The following is a 17,596-nucleotide window of genomic DNA, read 5'->3' as shown; positions in this document are numbered from 1 at the left end:
CAAAATAAAAAGGCCGGAACTTATGCCGTCCCGGCCTTTTTGTCTTTATTCGCCTAAATCCACATTGTGATAAACCTGCTGTACGTCTTCGAGGTCTTCCAGCACATCGATCAGCTTTTCAAATTGAGCTTTCGCATCTTCCGGAAGCTCGACTTCATTTTGCGCAAGCATCGTCAGCTCCGCAACCGTGAACTCTTCAACGCCGGCATTTTTGAATGCCTCCTGTACGGCATGGAATTGATCAGGCTCGGCATATACGATAACACTGTCATCCTCTTCTAAAATATCGCGCACGTCCACATCAGCTTCCATCAGCAATTCCAGCGCTTCATCCGCCGTCTTGCCTTCAACGCCGATAACGGCGGTCGCATCAAACATGTAAGCGACAGACCCGCTCACACCCATATTTCCGCCGTTTTTCCCGAATGCGGCGCGCACTTCAGGCGCCGTGCGGTTTACATTATTCGTTAACGCATCAACGATGATCATTGAACCGTTCGGCCCGAAACCTTCGTAACGCAGCTCGTCAAAGTTCTCCTCCGCGCCGCCTTTCGCCTTTTCAATCGCACGCTCAATAATATTTTTCGGCACACTGTACGTCTTTGCGCGCTCAAGCACCACTTTTAACGCCTGGTTCGATTCCGGATCTGGCTCGCCTTGTTTTGCCGCCACATAAATCTCACGGCCGAACTTCGCGTAAATCCGGCTCGTATTTGCGTCCTTTGATGCTTTCTTTTCTTTAATATTGTTCCACTTACGGCCCATTTTGTTCCACTCTCTTTCACGAATTGAATCTGTATGATAAATACTCTGCTTCTATTATACCTCAGCGGTTGGGTTGTTTCGAGTGTAAGACATTAGAAACAACAGGTACGCTTAAAATCACCGGAGCGCAGTAAGCCGAATTTGAGGATTATTGTACAAAACATAAAAAAGCCTCCCTTCATACAGGAAGGAAGTCGCAAGTCAAAAGATTCATTTTATTCTTATTACCTATTTCCTACACTGTATATCCTGACTCCCGTGGTAAAATTTTGATATCGAACAAAAGAAAGGATATGGTCATGAAAGTTTTTGAAGCAAACACCCTCCTGGCCGCCGCCAAACAGCGCGCGGGTGAATACAAAAAACTGCGCGGCCAGATGGTCAATCTGAAAAAAGCGTTTCAAGGTATGGCTGATCTTGGTGACAATGATTTCTCAGGCCGGGGCGCTGACAACATCAAAGCCTTTTTCCAGGATCACGCCGGCGTCACAGACAGCTGGCTTGATCTGATCGATATGAAAATCGCATTTCTCACAAGCCTTCCCGGCAAGGTCGAAGATGCCGGACTTTCCAGTTCGCATGTGGAGGAATCTTTCCTGGAGCATGAACTCACCCACGCCCTCAGCAAATCAAAGGCGATGATGGAAGGGCAAAAAAAGGACATGGGGTCCATCCTCAGAGAGATCGAAGACATCATCTCGCTTGATCTGTTTTCAACGGAAAGCACGGATCAAAAGCTGTCTTCAGCTGACAAAAAAAGAAGCGAAACGATACATAAACTCGGCAAACTTGATCACGATCTAACGAAAGAATACGCAGAAACGGAAGCGAACGAACAGTTCATCCAAGCTGACTTCCAGCAGCTTCAAAACGCCACGGGCAAAGGAAAAAGCGCCACGCCGCTTCACTACAACGCCAAGGCGTACCGTGAAAGCGACATCCATAAGAAAAAAGGCGAGATTGCAAGACATTCGGATGCTTATTTGAAGATGAAGAAAGAGGAAGCGAAGGAACGAGAGATTGAAAAACTGAAAGAAAGACTGAAAAACTACGATTATGCGAATGCTGATGAATTCTACTCAATGGCCAAAACGATCGGCTATAAAAACCTGACAAAAGAACAGCAGCGCTACTTCACTCAAATTGAAAACACGCGTGAACTTACAGACGGTTTCAAAGGCGTTGCCGTCGGCCTTTATGATTCCGGAAAAGACGCGGTCACAGGCCTGTGGGATATGGTCACAGATCCGGGCGGAACGGTTGAAGCCATTACAGGAGCGGTGGCTCACCCGATCAAAACGTATGAAGCCATTTCAGCGGCAATCGAAGAATCGTACCAAAAAGACATGGTGAATGGCGACACCTACTCAAGAGCAAGATGGGTGTCATATGCAGTGGGCACCGTTGTGACATCAGTTGTCGGCACAAAAGGCGTCGGCGCCGTCTCAAAAACAGGAACAGCCGCCAAAGTGACAACCAAAGTCAAAACAGCAACACGCAAATCCGCCGCAGCTCAAAAAGCGATAACGGTCTCAAAACAAACCGTTGACCACATCAAGCAAAAGGTCAACACAGGCATAGAAGTATCAAAAAAACGTGTCAAAACCAAGTTAGATCAAATTGGAGATCTCACCCTGGCTGATATTCTCCCCTATCATCCGCGTCACGACTTAGTGCCGGCAGGCGTTCCTTACAACGCAGTCAACGGGGTCACACTTAAAGAGGGACTGCAGAAATTCGCCAAGGTCATCCTGCCGAAACCGTACGGAACCTCCGCAAGCGGCAGGCGGACACCGGCACCGCATGTACCGCCGGTAACGGTCAAATACGGCGAGCATTTTGCGAAATGGACCAGAAAGAAAGTATTGAAGCCGAATGTCATTTACAAAACAAAAGAAGGCTACACGTACACCACTGACAACTATGGTAGAATTACAAGTGTCAAAGCAGACTTGCAGCTGGGAGAAGCAAAACGCAACCAATATGCGCAATCAAAAGCAGGTAAACCAGACCGTCTGACAGATGACGACGGAGGCCACCTAATCGCCACCCAATTCAAAGGCTCAGGCCAATTCGACAACATCGTGCCGATGAATTCTCAGATTAATAGGAGCGGCGGGAAATGGTACAACATGGAGCAAGTATGGTCTAAGGCTTTAAGTCAAAAACCACCAAAACAGGTGACAGTTAAAATTAACAACATTTATGAGGGTGATTCTTTAAGACCTTCTAAATTTATTGTTGTATATAAAGTTGGGGATAAAGAACCTGTTAGAACAATCATTAAGAATAAAGCTGGAGGTTAATCTAATGGAAACTCAAAAAATGGGTGAATTATATCAAAAGATTGCTGAACATCTAAATGAAATGATTCCATCTCAATGGGAAAAGATCGTTTTATATGCTGAAATACTTGATGACTCAGCGGATATATACTTTTATTTTACAACACCAAATAACAGTGATTATTTATTTTCTCATTATATACCTGAACAATTTAATGTAAGCGAGGAGATTTACGATCAACTGCTGATTGAACTTCAAGAGCTATTTGAAGAACTAAAAGAAGAATTTAAACTAGACAATCAAGATATTTGGACAAATCTCACTTTAAAATTAGAAAACACCGGAAAGTTCTCAATTGATTATAATTATGATGATGTTTTATCCTCTCAACTTGATGACCTTCAAAGACGAGATGTTTGGAAATATCAAAATCTCGGCATACTGCCAGCTGATGAGGAAGATAGAAAATTCATAGAAGAGTATCTAAACATATAATAAGCTTTCAAACGGCAAAAAAATTAAAAAGGATTCTGATATTGTGGAAACTGAAAAAATGGGCGAACTATATCAAAAAATCTCTGAGCAAATAAATGAAATTATCCCCTCTGAGTGGGAGAAGGTTGCTCTTTATGCCGAAATTTTAGATGTTTCTTCAGAAGTTTACTTCTTCTTTACTACTCCACAAAATCAGGAATATATATATTCACACGATATTCCTGAACATTTTAATGTTGATGAAGATATATATGACGAACTTCTATATGAATTGCATGATTACTTTGAAGAGTTACGGGATCAATTTAAAACAAACAACGAGGACTTATGGACAAACCTCACTTTGCATCTCGAACGAAGCGGTAAATTCTCAATTGACTACGATTACACCGATGTCATCGCCTCAGACTTAAACGGAACACAACGGCAAGTGGTATGGGAATATCAAAACTTGGGGATTTTGCCTGAAGATGAGGATGATAAACAGTTTGTAATAAGCTACTTCGGTCTATAAATCAATAATGGCTCAGCGCTTTACTGCTGGGCTATTTTTTATAACTGGGATCTCTCGACGATTGAGGGTGAAAAAGGTTGGAAACTAAAAAAACGTAAGATTTGTATCAGAGAATTAAATGACATCATACCTTGTGAATGGGCAAAAATGTATCTTTATGCAGAAGTATTAGATGACTCTACCATGGTTCTCTTTCACTTCAAGACACCAAAAAAACGTCAACTGATTTATTCGCAAGATCTACCAGCCTGATACAGTGTAAATAAAGATATCTTCAACACTTTTTTAAGAGAAATCCGAGAACTTTTTGAGGAATTAAGAATTGAGCACAAAAGAATAATAATAAACAAAACAGGCAGCATCCAGTAAACGGATGCTGCCTGTTACATCGTTATGTATCGTCTGAAGAGGTCATTTATTTTGTTTTTTAAATATGAAAATAGATATGACGGTAAATATGATGGCTGTAATGACAATGACCCACAAGCTCGCAGCCGTACTGATAAAATGGCCGTTTAACTTGTAGACGATCCCGTAATGCTTTTCATATTCCTGTATTTGGTCCGCAGAAGCATGTTTAAATACTTTATCAACTGAGTCTGTCATAAACGCTTTTCTGAACAGAACGGCGGTGTGGCTGATAGGGAAATACATAATAATCTTCTGCACAAACACCGGTACGCCGCCGATCGGCACATATACTCCGCATAAAAAACCGATGGCTGTTCCGACAATCGTACTTAACGTCGAAAATGCATTTTGTGTGTGAATAAACAGCGTTAAAAATAAATTTATGGAACTTGAGAGTGCAACTGAAAGAATAATGATCCCCAATACTTCAAGTATATCTGTACCGCTTAAAAGCTTGCTGCCTGTTGAAACGAGAAAAATTTCACAGCCTAAAAAGGCGATGAAAGAAAAGATCAAGCCGATGACAAATGAATGAATGACATAGCTCAATTGGATGGTCGCCCTTGATAAAGGAGCTGTTAAAAAGTCATACGTTCTCTTGCTTTCTTTATCTTTCACCATAATTCCGAAAGCGCCTAAAGTCGTTGTCACAGCTGTAATGGACAGCAATCCCGCCACCATCCATTCGTTCACCATTGCTTTGGAATCATCTGTCGAACCGACCAGGGCCTTAATGGCGTCCAGTTGTGTCTGCTGTAAGAACACGGCATATAACAGAATGACGATAAATACTGACAGCAAAGAGAGAAGCAAAAGCGTTCGATCACGGAAGTATATTTTTATATTTCTGCTGATTAAACTGGATAAAGACTTCATTTATGCAATGCTCCCCTTTACTGGCAAACTGCTTCCTTGTTCTTCGATAATATGGATAAACACATCATCCATATTTCCTTTAATCACTTCGAAAGATTCAATTTTTCCTTCAAGACCTTTCAGTATGTCAAACGCTTGGAGAGTGGACTCTACACGAAGGGAATAAATAGAGTTTTTAACCGTAAAATCCAGTTGTTTATTTTCAAACCATGCCGTCGGATCAACGCCTTGCTTAAACATCATATGCAGACTGTCAAACGCATATTGATCTTTCAGCTGACTCGGTGTACCCTCTGCGATCAGGCGTCCTTCTTTGATGACCACAACGTTATCAGCCACAGCGGCCTCCTCCATGTAATGGGTCGTTAAAAAGATCGTCATGTTTGTTTCTTCCTGCAGCCTTTTAATCGCATTCCAAACAAATACTCTCGTTTGCGGATCAAGACCTGTAGTAGGCTCATCTAAAAATAATATAGTCGGTTTATGGATGATGGCACGGGCAATATCCGCTCTTCTTCTTTGTCCTCCTGACAAATCGCTGTATTTTTTCTCCTTAATATCATCCAATTTTAAATAGTCTGTTACAAACTGATAGTTCTCTTGCACTTGTGCCTTGCTTAAATGATAATATTGTCCGCGGTTCATGATATTTTCATAAACGGTCAATCGTTCATCCAAAATGCTCTCTTGGAAAACAACTCCGATCTTTTTGCGGATATGATTATTCTCTTTCCCCTCACCAAGAGTATAACCATCTATTACCACTTTTCCGGATGTCTTTTTAATCAGCGTACAGAGAATATCGATAGTGGTCGATTTCCCTGCACCGTTCGTTCCCAGAAATGCAAACAGCTCGCCGCGTTTGACAGAAAAGGATACCCCTTTCACTGCTTCAAATGATCCATATTTTTTGCGCAGATCAGTTACTGTAATAATGTCTTGTTCTTCTCCCATTCTGTTCACCTCGAAAAGTAAGATTACTAAATTATGCTAGATTGTTAGTCCTCCGTCAACTGCAATCATTTGCCCAGTGATGTATTTGGATCTATTTTCCGCCAAAAAAAGTGATAATTCACTTACATCATCCGGACTTCCTACATACTGCATTGGGATAAGATTAATCATCCTGTCCTCGTCCAAATTACTTGTCATGTCTGATTCTATAAAGCCTGGGCAAACGGAATTGACCCTAACATTATACTTTGCCAACTCTTTCGCTAATGTTTTTGTTAGCCCGTTAACCCCTGCTTTTGCCGCACCATAATTAGTCTGACCTTCAATACCTTTTATACCTGAAACCGAGGACATATTAATAATTGAACCATAACCTTGATTGATCATATATTTCGAGACGAATTTACAACAATTGAAAGTACCGTTCAGATTTGTATCGATCACTTCTGACCAAGACTTTTGATTCATAAAGGAAATTGTTTTATCTTTATTAATTCCGGCATTATTAATCAGACAATCTATTCGTTCATGCGTGTTATATATTTGCTCGATAAATTCTTTCACAAGGCTGTATTCTCTGACATCGACCTTTATAGCTTTTGTTCCAGGGTATTTTTCTTCAATCATTTTAGCTCTCTCGACATTTCCGAGATACGTAAAATAAACAATATAATTATTATGATGAAATTTATCAATAAGTGATTGTCCTAAATCTCCGGTACCACCCGTTATAATGGCTATTTTTTTCATAATCTGATCCTCAACTAATTTTTGAATTTATTTTAATGATGCTATCGTTTCCAACTTCATTCGTCTCGATCACTAATGTTTCACCTTCCATGTCCATTGATACCAGCAACTTCAAAAACCCGGATAAAGCATTGGACATCCCGGAGCTTCGAGATATATCCAATATATTTAATTCATCGTCAAATTTTTTGCTTTTTAAATAGTTAAAAATGATTTCATCATTGCAATTATTTGAACCATAAATTAAATTTTTTGTTATTCCGTCATTTAAATCTTTTTCTAAGTTCATAATGATTTTATCTCTATTATCTTCAGTATGTTGGAAACTATTTATATTTTCTATAATTGGATAGTTTTTTTCATCTTTTTCTATAATAAACGAAATTGCACCTGTAACAGCATTTACTTTTTTTTGAAGGTTCCCTTGTTGATAAATGGATCCTGCTTCGTTTCCCTCAACAGCAGTCACAATGGCAACATCAATAACATTATTATTTATGTATGAAACTGCCATTTTCAAAGCGTCTATTCCAGAAAGATTTCCTGAAATTACAGTTGAGTTTAAGCCTGTTATCCCGTAAACAATGGAAGCCCATCCGGAAATATTATTTAATACGGAACTAGAGAATTTAACCGGACTCACAAAATCCGGAGAAGCTTCATAGACATCTGTCATAAAGTGATAAGCGGCATCCAAAGGGTTTAATGTACTTCCCACAAAAACACCGATTCTTTCTGGAGAATGTTCACTGTATCTGCTTCCCGCATCTGTAATTGCCTCACTTATTGATGCAATTGCTAAATTAGTTGCTTTTGTTAATGAACGGAGTCCTTTATATTTAACATACTGTTTTATATCAAAATTCTCAGGTTCAAGAATACCGTTTATCTCTACGTTATTTCTTATGCTCTCCACGCTTATTGTTTCAGAAAGGACTTTACCTCTTCCAATAATATTCATTTTTACTCATCTCCATTTTTAGCAATTGTCTCTGAATTTCTTAAAAATGATGCTGGAATTGGCGCCACCAAAAGCATAAGAATTATTCATAGCATACTCAATAGGAAATGACCGTTTATTATTCGGAATACAATCCACATCACAATTTATATCTTTTAGTTCAAAGTTTATTGTTGGAGGTGCAACGTCTTCTTTTACAGCGTTACAACATACAATCGCTTCAAGAAGACTTGCCGCCCCCATAGAATGACCTATCATGGACTTAATTGAACTCATCGGCACTTTTTTATTAAATAATTGGTTAACTGCAAACGACTCCGCTTTATCATTGGCTTGAGTACCTGTACCATGAGCGCTGATGTAATCTACATCATCAGTTGTAATACCAGCCTTTTTTACAGCTTTTTCCATGGCTTGTATTATCCCTGTCGAATTAGGATGCGGCGCAGTGATATGATAGGCATCACATGAAACTCCATACCCTTTAACTTCTGCCAGGATATTAGCCCCTCTTTGTTGGGCGTGTTCTAATTCTTCTAATACTAAACAGCCCGCTCCTTCAGCAACAAGCATTCCATCTCTGTGAGCATCAAATGGTTTACATTCTTTTGCTGCAATAGCCTTTAATCGGTTAAACCCGTAATAAGCAATAGTCGAGAAAGGATCTTCTCCTGCTGTAAAACAGATAGATTGTTCTCCGTTTCTTATCTTTTCATAACCTTGAATAATTGCATAATTACCTGCAGAACAAGCGTTTGCAACAAGCATTGTCTCTCCCTGCAACTCAAATTCTCTGCAGGCATTTGCTAATAACGTATGCAAGAATCCTTGGTCTAAAAGATGTTGAGGGCTAGCTTCTTCCAAATGACGATTATAGTCAGTTTTTTCAATGGATATTTCACCCATAGTGGTTCCAACATATAAATCTGCCATTTTATAAGTTTCAGGCTTCAATTCAGCATTTTTGATTGCATCATACATACTTGCAATTAATAATTGAGAACCTCTTCCAATTGACTTATAATCGTTAACTTTAATCCATTCAGAAGCATTGAAGTTATGAATTTGACCGCCATATTTAGGATCCAATAATTGAAGTCCGTCTTTTTGAATAGGTGAAATGCCGGACTCTCCACTCAAACAAGATCTCCAAAAATCTTTTGAATTAAGGCCTATTGAAGTAATAGCTCCTGTACCGGTTACTACAACTCTTTTCAAATTATTCATCTCCCACAAGTGTAAAGGTCAATTCTCCCGATGCACATTTAGAATCATCTACTTTCACTTCAGCTTTCACAATTGCAGCCTTACTAATTTTCTTTATTATATTTAATGTAATAATCATTTGATCTCCAGGTACAATTGGCTTTTTAAATTTCACATTTGTGTGGTAAAGGAGAGGAAGAGTTTGTTTTGTTTCTGCAGAATTTTCGTTCTGTGAAAACAAAAGAATAGCTGTTTGAGCAATCGCTTCTGTAATATACACACCCGGAAATATTTTCTTTTCAGGGAAATGCCCTTGGAAGCACGGTTCATTTCCTGATACATTTTTCATAGCTGTTATGTAAGTTTCATTAGCCTCGATCACTCGATCTATCATTACAAAAGGGTATCTCTGCGGTAATTTCTCTAAAACCTCATCATGCGACAATGAATTCATATTATTTTTCCGTTATTCTTTCTTCAATAATTGAAATAATATTATTTACTGTGGTGAAGTTTTGTAACTCTTCTTCCGGTATTTTTATTTGAAACTCCTTTTCGACACAGGCTAAGATTTCTAAAGCCATCATTGAGTCAGCATCTAATTCTTCAACCAGATCTGTATCATCCTTTATTTCTTCTGGTTCCACTTCCAAGATTTCCGCGATCATTCCCACTAGCTTTTCTTTTTTTTCTACACTAATTAATGTTTCCAGACTCATTTGCTCCATCCCTTTCATTAAATAAATTCCGATATATTTACTACCTTTTCGCTTACTTTCATTACGTCAAGTTTCATAGGACATTGGTACGATTTTTCTCTGTATAATTTATAATCACCGATTTGTTTAAACCCTATTTTTTCGTACATTTTTTTAGATTTCTCTCTGCTCTGCAAGAGAAGATGAGTAATATTTTCAGAGATAATAATATCTTTCACTGTATCAAATAGAAGGTTCATTACTTTACCTTTCATTGAAATCGTTTTAGTAAAAGATGTTTCTAACACGACTAATCTCATGACTTCTGCATATTTTTCATTAGCTTGCGGTTTCAAATTATGAGTTTGTTCAACCTCTAATAATTCATCATCTTTTTTCACAATTAAAGTCATAAACCCAACTAATAAACTGCCTTCATAACAACCGATTTGGTAAGCATGATCATCAGAATGGTCCTTTAATAAACCGTCCTTATAATTTTCAGCAGGTACTGATTTTTCCTGTTCAACAAAGATTTTATATCTCGTTGCATATAGTTCTTTTTTCTCTTCTTCGGTTTCTAAGATCTTTACTTTAAACATTATTACCCCTCCCTTTGTCCCGTCTCAAGATTATATCCTGACTCTGTAACTCTTTAAAAAGTTTACTCTGTCTACACCTTAGCTGAAGTGCATCACAGTATTTTTTGAGGTGTATCAAAAAACAACATCAGTGAAAATAGTATATTCCGCCTCTTTTTAACCAATATTTTCTTCTCTACATAAAAATATCAAAATATTGACTCAGATGAAATCCGTAAATCACGCCAAAAATATGGCTCGATGTCGCCAACTTATTATTGTTAATTGCATGTTTTTTTGAGGCAATTATCAATTTAGGAAATTTGAGTAATTAAAAAAATGAATTATTAAGAAATATGTAACAAAAAGGGTTAGTATATTATACTTTTATCTAGATTAATAACAAGGGAAATGATATAATATTCCATAAGGACCATATTATAGACATATATCTATAAAAAAGTTTATAAACCTTCTTCCCAATGATCAGAATCTACATCATTTTAGAAATGACTAAAGCCCAATGCAGATATCTTATATTCGATCCTTTTCTGTTTTAATTTATAACCAAAGAGAAAACGTTTTAACACAATATTGTTACAACTACTTTTTCAATGAATGGAGTAAATCAGTTGAAAATCAAAGTATTGCTGTTAGATGATCATATGATGATGGTACAAGGTATTAAACAATTGCTAGAACGCGACAGAGTCGTTAAAGTAGTTAGCACTTTATCAAATCCTGCAGAGATATATGATGAAATTGACTATCATCGTCCGAATATTCTAATTATTGATATTAGGATGAAATCTTTTAATGGAATCTCCTTGACAAGAAACATTAAGAAAACATTTCCGGAGTTAAAAATTGTAATATTATCCGGTTATGAGTATGATGAATATATATATGCAGCATACAATGCCGGAGCTGCTGCTTATGTAAGGAAAGAAAATTCAATTAATGAACTAATAACTGCAGTCAAACAAACTTTTGCAGGAAACCATGTATTTCCTCAACATGCTGTAAACCTTTCTGTTGATCGCCTTACTCATAAGGAACTGGAGGTACTGAAGTTGATAGCAGAGGATAAAACAAATATGGAAATCAGTTCTGCATTAAAGTTAAGTAAAAGAACTGTAGAACGTCATATTTCTTCTATTATTCAAAAAATGGATGCCAACTCAAGAGTTGGAGCAGTTGTGAACGGAATTAAACGAGGGCTGCTACATGTATAACTTAAGGATTATAAAATAGCAACTTTCTTAAATGAGAGGAGTAAAGATATATATTATCTTTACTCCTTCTTCTTAGTAACAGTTAATGAACTGCACCCTTAGAATAAAGCACAGCCACACACTCCACATGATTCGTATGCGGGAACATATCCACAGGCTGCACTTCGAGCGTCTGATACCCGCCATCCTCAAGCACCCACAAGTCTCTTGCAAGCGTACCAGGATTACAGGACACATACACCACCCGCTTCGGTTTCATCTCGATGATCGTCCGCAACAGGGCTTCGTCGCAGCCTTTTCTTGGCGGGTCGACGACGAGGGTGTCGGCCGTGATGCCTTCTTCGTACCAATTTGGAATGACGGTTTCCGCTTCTCCGACTGCGAATTCCGCGTTTGTGATGCCGTTCAGCTCAGCGTTGCGTTTCGCATCCTCGATGGCTTCCGGCACGATTTCGACGCCGTACACTTTTTTCGCCTGCTTCGCCAAGAAGAGAGAAATGGTCCCGATGCCGCAGTAGGCGTCGATGACGGTTTCTTCTCCTTGCAGCTCTGCGTACTCAAGCGCTTTGTCGTAGAGCACTTTTGTCTGTTCCGGGTTGACCTGATAGAATGATCTGGCGGAGATGGCGAATTTGACGTCTCCGATGAGGTCGTAGATGTATTCTTCTCCCCAGATGACGTTTGTTTCGTCCCCAAAGATGACGTTTGTTTTATTTGGGTTGATGTTCTGCACGATTGATTTAACGTGCGGGAATTGCGCCGTAATGTCTTCGATGATCTTCGCTTTGTGCGGAAAATCACTTGTTCTTGTGATGAAGACGATCATCATTTCGCCCGTGACGACGCCGTATCTGACCATAATGTGACGGAGCCAGCCTTTATGGCGTTCTTCATTATAGGCTTTGACACCGTATGCTGCACAGATGTCTTTGACGGCTTGAACGGCTTCGTCGTTTTTGGATTGCTGAATCAGGCAGGCGCTCATGTCGATGATGTCATGGCTTCTTTGCTGATAGAATCCGGCGACGAGTCCGCCTTCTCTTTCTCCTACCGGCACCTGCGCTTTGTTTCTGTAGTTCCACGGGTCTTCCATGCCGAGCGTCGGGTGGACGGTGACGTTTGAGAGGTCCAGCTTGCCGATCCGTTCCAAGACGTCTTTAACTTGTTTCTGTTTAAACAAGAGCTGGCCTTCATAGGTCATGTGCTGAAGCTGGCAGCCGCCGCATTGTTTGTAGATCGGGCACGGGGCATCCGTTCTGTGCGGGCTTTCTTCCTTCAGCTCAATCAAGCGGCCGAAAGCGAAGCCTTTTTTGACGCGTGTCACTTTGATTTGCGCTTTTTCCTCAGGCAGGGCGTTCGGCACGAAGATCGGGAAGCCCTGAACCTTTGCGACGCCCGCTCCTTCGTGCGTCAAATCCTCAAATGTCACATCATAGTATTCATTTTTTTCTATCGGGGGTTTCATTTTCATCTATAATCACCTCTCGTTTTACCAAAAGCCTTGTTTCAGCGTGCTGGCAAACCTTCAAATTCAATGTCAGCCTTCAAAGGTTTCCGATCACGCTGAAAAGATGACAAAATCCTAAAACGAATACTGTTTTAGGATTTTGTCCGCGTATTAGTCATCCAGCTGTTCCGCTTTCTCCTTCGGCATGATGACGTGAATATGCCGATACAGGTTCACGAATTCGCCGGGCAGCATGCCGCCGTATTCGCCGTCCAGGTTCAGCTGCATCTTTTCTGATACATTGACTTTCACGCGGTTCGCTTTTGTGTAAATAATGTGCTGATCGTTAATATGATCGCCTCTGAGCGCCATGCTCGCGACTCTGATAAACTCCGCGAGATTGGCTTTTTTCAAAATAATTAAATCAAACATGCCGTCATTCAGGCTGGAATCAGGGGCCAGCTTCTCGAATCCGCCGACCGAGTTGGTCAGCGTCACTAAAAACAGCATAATTTCGCCTTGAAACAGCTTGCCGTCATATTCAATCTCGACTTCTGTCGGTCGAAGTGAAGGCAGCATTTCCATTCCCTTTAAATAATAAGCAAGCTGGCCGAGCATCGTTTTCAGTTTGCTTGGCACATCGTACGTCAGCTCCGTCAGACGGCCTCCTCCGGCGATGTTGATAAAATACTGACCATTCACCTGTCCGATGTCGATCGGGCGGGCTACGCCGTTAATGACGGTATCAGCGGCATTCAGTATATTCTCTCTCGGAATGCCCAGCGCTCTGGCGAAATCATTTGTCGTGCCGACCGGAATGATGCCCAGTGTCGGGCGTTTGTCTAACGGCGCAAGACCGTTGACGACTTCATTAATCGTTCCGTCTCCGCCGGCTGCGATAATCAGGTCAAACTCCCGCAAAGCGGCTTCTTTTGCGGCGTGGGTGGCATCCCCCGCGCATGTGGTGGCATGGGTGGAGGTTTCATAACCAGCTTGTTCAAATTTTTGCAGGACCTGGGCAAGATTTTTCTTAAAAAGCTCCCGTCCTGAAGTCGGATTGTATATTATGCGTGCACGTTTCATTATCTCATCATCCTACTTAAGAGTATCCGATCCATTATTAACACTAACAACCTTTAATTATACTATGACTTGAGAAAATCGCAACAATATGTACAGGAATTGCCAGAAGAAAAAAGGCCTCGGCTCCGTTTAAGGAGCCAAGGCCCGCTGTCTTACTCTTCTTCCGTTCCAGGTTTTTTCTTACGGAATTTCGCTAATACTTCATATACGATCGGTACAATCAGAAGGGTCAGCAGAGTCGAACTGATTAAACCGCCGATAACGGTGACACCGAGTCCTTTAGAAATGACCTGGCTTCCGCCTTCAAAGCCCAATGCCAATGGAAGCAGGGCGCCGATTGTCGCGATCGCCGTCATCAGAATCGGACGCAATCTCGTAGAGCCGGCTTCCAGGAGCGCTTCTCTCGTCGATAGGCCTTCCGCTTCTTTATGGATGACGCGGTCAATTAAGACAATCGCGTTTGTGACGACGATTCCGATCAGCATCAGCATACCGATCATGGCATTCAGACTGACCGTCTCTCCGGATACATACAGTCCGACTAATGCGCCGATGACTGTAAACGGAAGCGAGAACAGAATCGCAAACGGCGCTAATGCTCCGCCGAACGTGATCACAAGAACGAGGTATACGATGGCGATTGCGGCAAGCATCGCTAACCCGAGTTTCGTAAAGGAATCTGCAATATCCGCTGATACACCGCCGGTATCAATTGATACATTGTCCGGTTTATCCAGTTTGTCAACTTTCTTTTGAACGGCTGATGACACCTTCGTGACGTTGTCAGAAGTGACGGTTGCCGTTACGTCAGCGTACACTTTGCCGTCGCGTTTGGAAATGGTATCAGACGTCGTGCCGTTTTTCACTTTCGCCACATCGCCGATTTTTACTTCTTGGCCTGCAGGCGATGTGATAGTTTTATCCTCTAATTCTTTTACACTCTTATACTGGTCTTTTTCTGTTTTGATGTTGACGTCAAGCTCTTTGCCGTCTTTTTTCACCGTTGTCAAAGGAGACTGTGACGTTTGGGACATCAGGGCTTGGGAGATTTGCGAAGCCGTCAGGCCCTGCTTGCTGAGTTTCTCCTGGTCAGCGACGAACGTGTATTCGTCATATGTGCTGGAAAGGCCTGAGTTGACGTCTTTCAGATCCTTCTCCTTTTTCATGATGCCTTCGATGTCTTTGACCGTGCCTTTAATATCAGACTCTGAATCTCCGTACACATAGTACGTTAATTCGTTGTTGTTGCCTGACGAACTGAAATTTTGTGATTTCCATTCGCCGCGGCTCGATGTTTTTTTGATTTCTTTTAAGACATTGTCTTTTTCTTTGTCAAAATCAGGCGTGTCATCCTCGTATTTCACGTAGAACAATGCGCCGTTTGAGCTTCCGCCGAGCGGACTTTGCGATCCTAAAGAATACTGAACAGTATCGACATGTTTGCGTTTAAGCAGCATATCTTCCGCTTTTTGCGCAGCTTTTTCAGCTTCGCTTTTCGTTTCGCCCGGTTCAGGCGTGTATGTGAGCTGCATCGTTTTGTCCGCTTGCGCAGGCAGGTAGCTCGCGCCGATCAGAGGTACGAGGAACAAACTGCCGACAAGCATCAGAACCGCGATGATAGATGTAATCCATTTATGGCTTAATGACCAATTCAGCACTTTTTTATAGAAATTGGCCAATCTGCCCGGCTTATGCTCTTTCGCTTTAACAGGTGCGCCTGTGAGCGATTTTTTGAATAAGCTGTGCGCAAGCATCGGCACCAGTGTGATCGAAATCAACAGTGATGCGGCAAGCGCGAAGACGATTGTTAAGGCAAACGGCATAAACAGTTCGCCGATCTGTCCGCCGACCATGGCAAGCGGCAGGAATACGGCAATGGTTACGATCGTTGATGACATGATCGGTTTAAACATTTCTTTTGTCGCTTCACGCACCAATTGCTTCCCGCGTAAAGGTTCATCTTTCAGCCTCATGCGGCGGTAAATGTTTTCGATCACGACAATCGAGTCGTCGACTACCCGTCCGATGGCGACCGTCATCGCACCGAGCGTCATTATGTTCAATGTGACATCAAGCTGATTCAGCACAAGAAGTGCAATCAGCAGTGACAGCGGGATGGAAACGATAGAAATCATCGTTGATTTAATATCTCTTAAGAATAAGAGAATGATCACGACCGCAAAAATCGCGCCGAAAATCGCTTTGCTTAACATCGTATCCACTGACTCTGTAATCGGCTCTGCCATATCAAGAGTCGAGCTGTACTTGAACCCTTTATGGTCTTTTTTGTATTGATTCAGTTCATCTTTAATCGCATCGGCCACTTCTACCGTGTTGGCGTCATTGGCTTTTACGATATTAATTCCGATGCTGTCCTTTCCGTTCGTGCGGGAAATGGATTCAGCTTTTTTCACATCTTTAATGTCGGCAATGTCAGAAAGCTTGACTGTCGGCACCCCTGCTGACGCGCTTTGCTGTGCCTGCTGCATAGCCTGAGCATCCGCCGCAGATGCCGCACCGGCTCCGCCCGCTTGACCTTGAGCGGCAGAAGAAGATGTGACCGGAATTCTCATCTCTTTCAGATCTTTAATTGACGTAATATTTCCGTTAACGACAACTGATTTTTCTTTGTTGCCGAATGTGTACAATCCAAGCGGCGTATTGACGTCAGAGCCTTGGATCACTTTCTTGACGGTATCTTCATCAAGTCCGTACTCTTTCATTTTTTTGTCTTTGAAAGAGAATTCCACCTGCTCTTCCTGCTGCCCGGAAACTTGTACGGACGCAACGCCCTGAATGCCTTCAAGCTTAGGAACGAGAGTGTTTTCCACATTTTTAGTCAGATCTTCAAGCGAGCTTTTGCCGCTTGTCACACTGAGCGTCAAAATCGGGAAAGAGTTGAGGCTGTAACGGGAAATGTCAGGTTTTTTCGCGTCATCAGGAAGGCTGACACTGTCCAGCGCTTCAGCGACTTCGGTTTTCGCCTTGTCCATATCCTTGTTGTAATCATATTCAATCATAACCGATGAGACGTTTTCAGAGGATGTGGACGTTACGACGCTCACTCCTTCTAAATTCTGCACCGCCTGCTCGATCGGTTTTGTCACGTCATCCGCAACTTGACTCGGAGCAGCTCCGGGATAAGTCGTATTTACTGAGAGGTAAGGCATGTTGACGTCCGGTATGGATTCCTGCTTCATATTCATACCGGCATACAGCCCTGCTACAGTAACGATAATCGTCATCAGCCAAACTGCGAATTTGTTCTTCAGTACAAAGTTAATAATGTGGTTCATCATGTCCTCCGTTAATTTTTATTGACTGACTGGTCATT

At 41.4% G+C, this 17,596-nt stretch carries 16 protein-coding genes and 1 pseudogene; 5 read left to right on the top strand and 12 right to left on the bottom strand.

The annotated features are described in order from the left end of the window. Positions 1 to 45: 45 nt before the first annotated feature. Positions 46 to 765, bottom strand: coding sequence for a YebC/PmpR family DNA-binding transcriptional regulator (locus VP472_RS03510; protein ID WP_003155709.1), 720 nt, complete (start codon positions 763 to 765; stop codon positions 46 to 48). 299 nt (positions 766 to 1,064) lie between these two features. Between VP472_RS03510 and VP472_RS03505 the strand changes: the two genes are divergently transcribed. The 4 genes and pseudogenes from VP472_RS03505 to VP472_RS03490 all read left to right on the top strand — a co-directional run. Then, entirely contained in the window at positions 1,065 to 3,071 is a 2,007-nt protein-coding gene (locus VP472_RS03505) for a T7SS effector LXG polymorphic toxin (RefSeq protein ID WP_146276288.1), read from the top strand. A 4-nt stretch (positions 3,072 to 3,075) separates the two neighbouring features. Further along, the gene (locus tag VP472_RS03500; RefSeq protein ID WP_146276286.1) at positions 3,076 to 3,546 is read left to right on the top strand and encodes an immunity protein YezG family protein; all 471 of its coding nucleotides are present in this window, start codon (positions 3,076 to 3,078) and stop codon (positions 3,544 to 3,546) included. A gap of 43 nt (positions 3,547 to 3,589) precedes the next feature. Then, positions 3,590 to 4,060: an antitoxin YezG family protein gene (locus tag VP472_RS03495; protein WP_129093616.1), complete on the top strand. Its 471-nt coding sequence runs from the start codon at positions 3,590 to 3,592 to the stop codon at positions 4,058 to 4,060. Between the two features lie 147 nt (positions 4,061 to 4,207). Next, positions 4,208 to 4,393: pseudogene (locus VP472_RS03490) on the top strand (immunity protein YezG family protein); the annotation flags it as partial. A 78-nt stretch (positions 4,394 to 4,471) separates the two neighbouring features. On the opposite strand, the gene VP472_RS03485 reads toward VP472_RS03490, so the two are convergent. From VP472_RS03485 to VP472_RS03450, 8 genes are read right to left on the bottom strand one after another with little or no spacing between them, the layout of a single operon-like run. Continuing rightward, positions 4,472 to 5,347, bottom strand: coding sequence for an ABC transporter permease (locus tag VP472_RS03485; protein WP_003155719.1), 876 nt, complete (start codon positions 5,345 to 5,347; stop codon positions 4,472 to 4,474). After that, positions 5,348 to 6,301 carry an ABC transporter ATP-binding protein gene (locus VP472_RS03480; protein ID WP_003155721.1) on the bottom strand — a complete coding sequence of 318 codons (954 nt, stop codon included), beginning with the start codon at positions 6,299 to 6,301 and terminating at the stop codon, positions 5,348 to 5,350. Positions 6,302 to 6,337: 36 nt separating this feature from the next. After that, positions 6,338 to 7,051, bottom strand: coding sequence for an SDR family oxidoreductase (locus tag VP472_RS03475; protein WP_017419046.1), 714 nt, complete (start codon positions 7,049 to 7,051; stop codon positions 6,338 to 6,340). Positions 7,052 to 7,061: 10 nt separating this feature from the next. Beyond that, entirely contained in the window at positions 7,062 to 8,012 is a 951-nt protein-coding gene (locus VP472_RS03470) for a beta-ketoacyl synthase N-terminal-like domain-containing protein (RefSeq protein ID WP_058906627.1), read from the bottom strand. 18 nt (positions 8,013 to 8,030) lie between these two features. Continuing rightward, positions 8,031 to 9,230: a beta-ketoacyl-[acyl-carrier-protein] synthase family protein gene (locus tag VP472_RS03465; protein ID WP_017419044.1), complete on the bottom strand. Its 1,200-nt coding sequence runs from the start codon at positions 9,228 to 9,230 to the stop codon at positions 8,031 to 8,033. A 1-nt stretch (position 9,231) separates the two neighbouring features. Next, positions 9,232 to 9,672, bottom strand: a complete 441-nt coding sequence (gene fabZ, locus VP472_RS03460; protein ID WP_007609902.1) for a 3-hydroxyacyl-ACP dehydratase FabZ — start codon at positions 9,670 to 9,672, stop codon at positions 9,232 to 9,234. 1 nt (position 9,673) lies between these two features. Continuing rightward, positions 9,674 to 9,937 carry an acyl carrier protein gene (locus VP472_RS03455; protein WP_025853972.1) on the bottom strand — a complete coding sequence of 88 codons (264 nt, stop codon included), beginning with the start codon at positions 9,935 to 9,937 and terminating at the stop codon, positions 9,674 to 9,676. A 17-nt stretch (positions 9,938 to 9,954) separates the two neighbouring features. Further along, positions 9,955 to 10,518, bottom strand: coding sequence for an N-acyl amino acid synthase FeeM domain-containing protein (locus tag VP472_RS03450; protein WP_017419042.1), 564 nt, complete (start codon positions 10,516 to 10,518; stop codon positions 9,955 to 9,957). 611 nt (positions 10,519 to 11,129) lie between these two features. On the opposite strand from VP472_RS03450, the gene VP472_RS03445 reads away from it, so the two are divergent. After that, entirely contained in the window at positions 11,130 to 11,732 is a 603-nt protein-coding gene (locus tag VP472_RS03445; RefSeq protein ID WP_017419041.1) for a response regulator transcription factor, read from the top strand. An 82-nt stretch (positions 11,733 to 11,814) separates the two neighbouring features. On the opposite strand, the gene rlmD is transcribed toward VP472_RS03445, so the two are convergent. From rlmD to VP472_RS03430, 3 genes are all read right to left on the bottom strand, one after another. After that, positions 11,815 to 13,203, bottom strand: coding sequence for a 23S rRNA (uracil(1939)-C(5))-methyltransferase RlmD (gene rlmD / locus VP472_RS03440; protein WP_146276284.1), 1,389 nt, complete (start codon positions 13,201 to 13,203; stop codon positions 11,815 to 11,817). 147 nt (positions 13,204 to 13,350) lie between these two features. Further along, entirely contained in the window at positions 13,351 to 14,262 is a 912-nt protein-coding gene (locus VP472_RS03435) for a diacylglycerol kinase (RefSeq protein ID WP_020955460.1), read from the bottom strand. Between the two features lie 152 nt (positions 14,263 to 14,414). Beyond that, positions 14,415 to 17,558: an efflux RND transporter permease subunit gene (locus VP472_RS03430; RefSeq protein WP_070081472.1), complete on the bottom strand. Its 3,144-nt coding sequence runs from the start codon at positions 17,556 to 17,558 to the stop codon at positions 14,415 to 14,417. Positions 17,559 to 17,596 lie beyond the last annotated feature (38 nt).

Source organism: Bacillus sp. MT(2024) (genome assembly GCF_036362845.1).
GTDB classification, from domain to species: Bacteria; Bacillota; Bacilli; order Bacillales; family Bacillaceae; genus Bacillus; species Bacillus velezensis.
The sequence above is the reverse complement of the archived record's forward strand: the minus strand, read 5'-3'. Positions and strand labels throughout refer to the sequence as shown.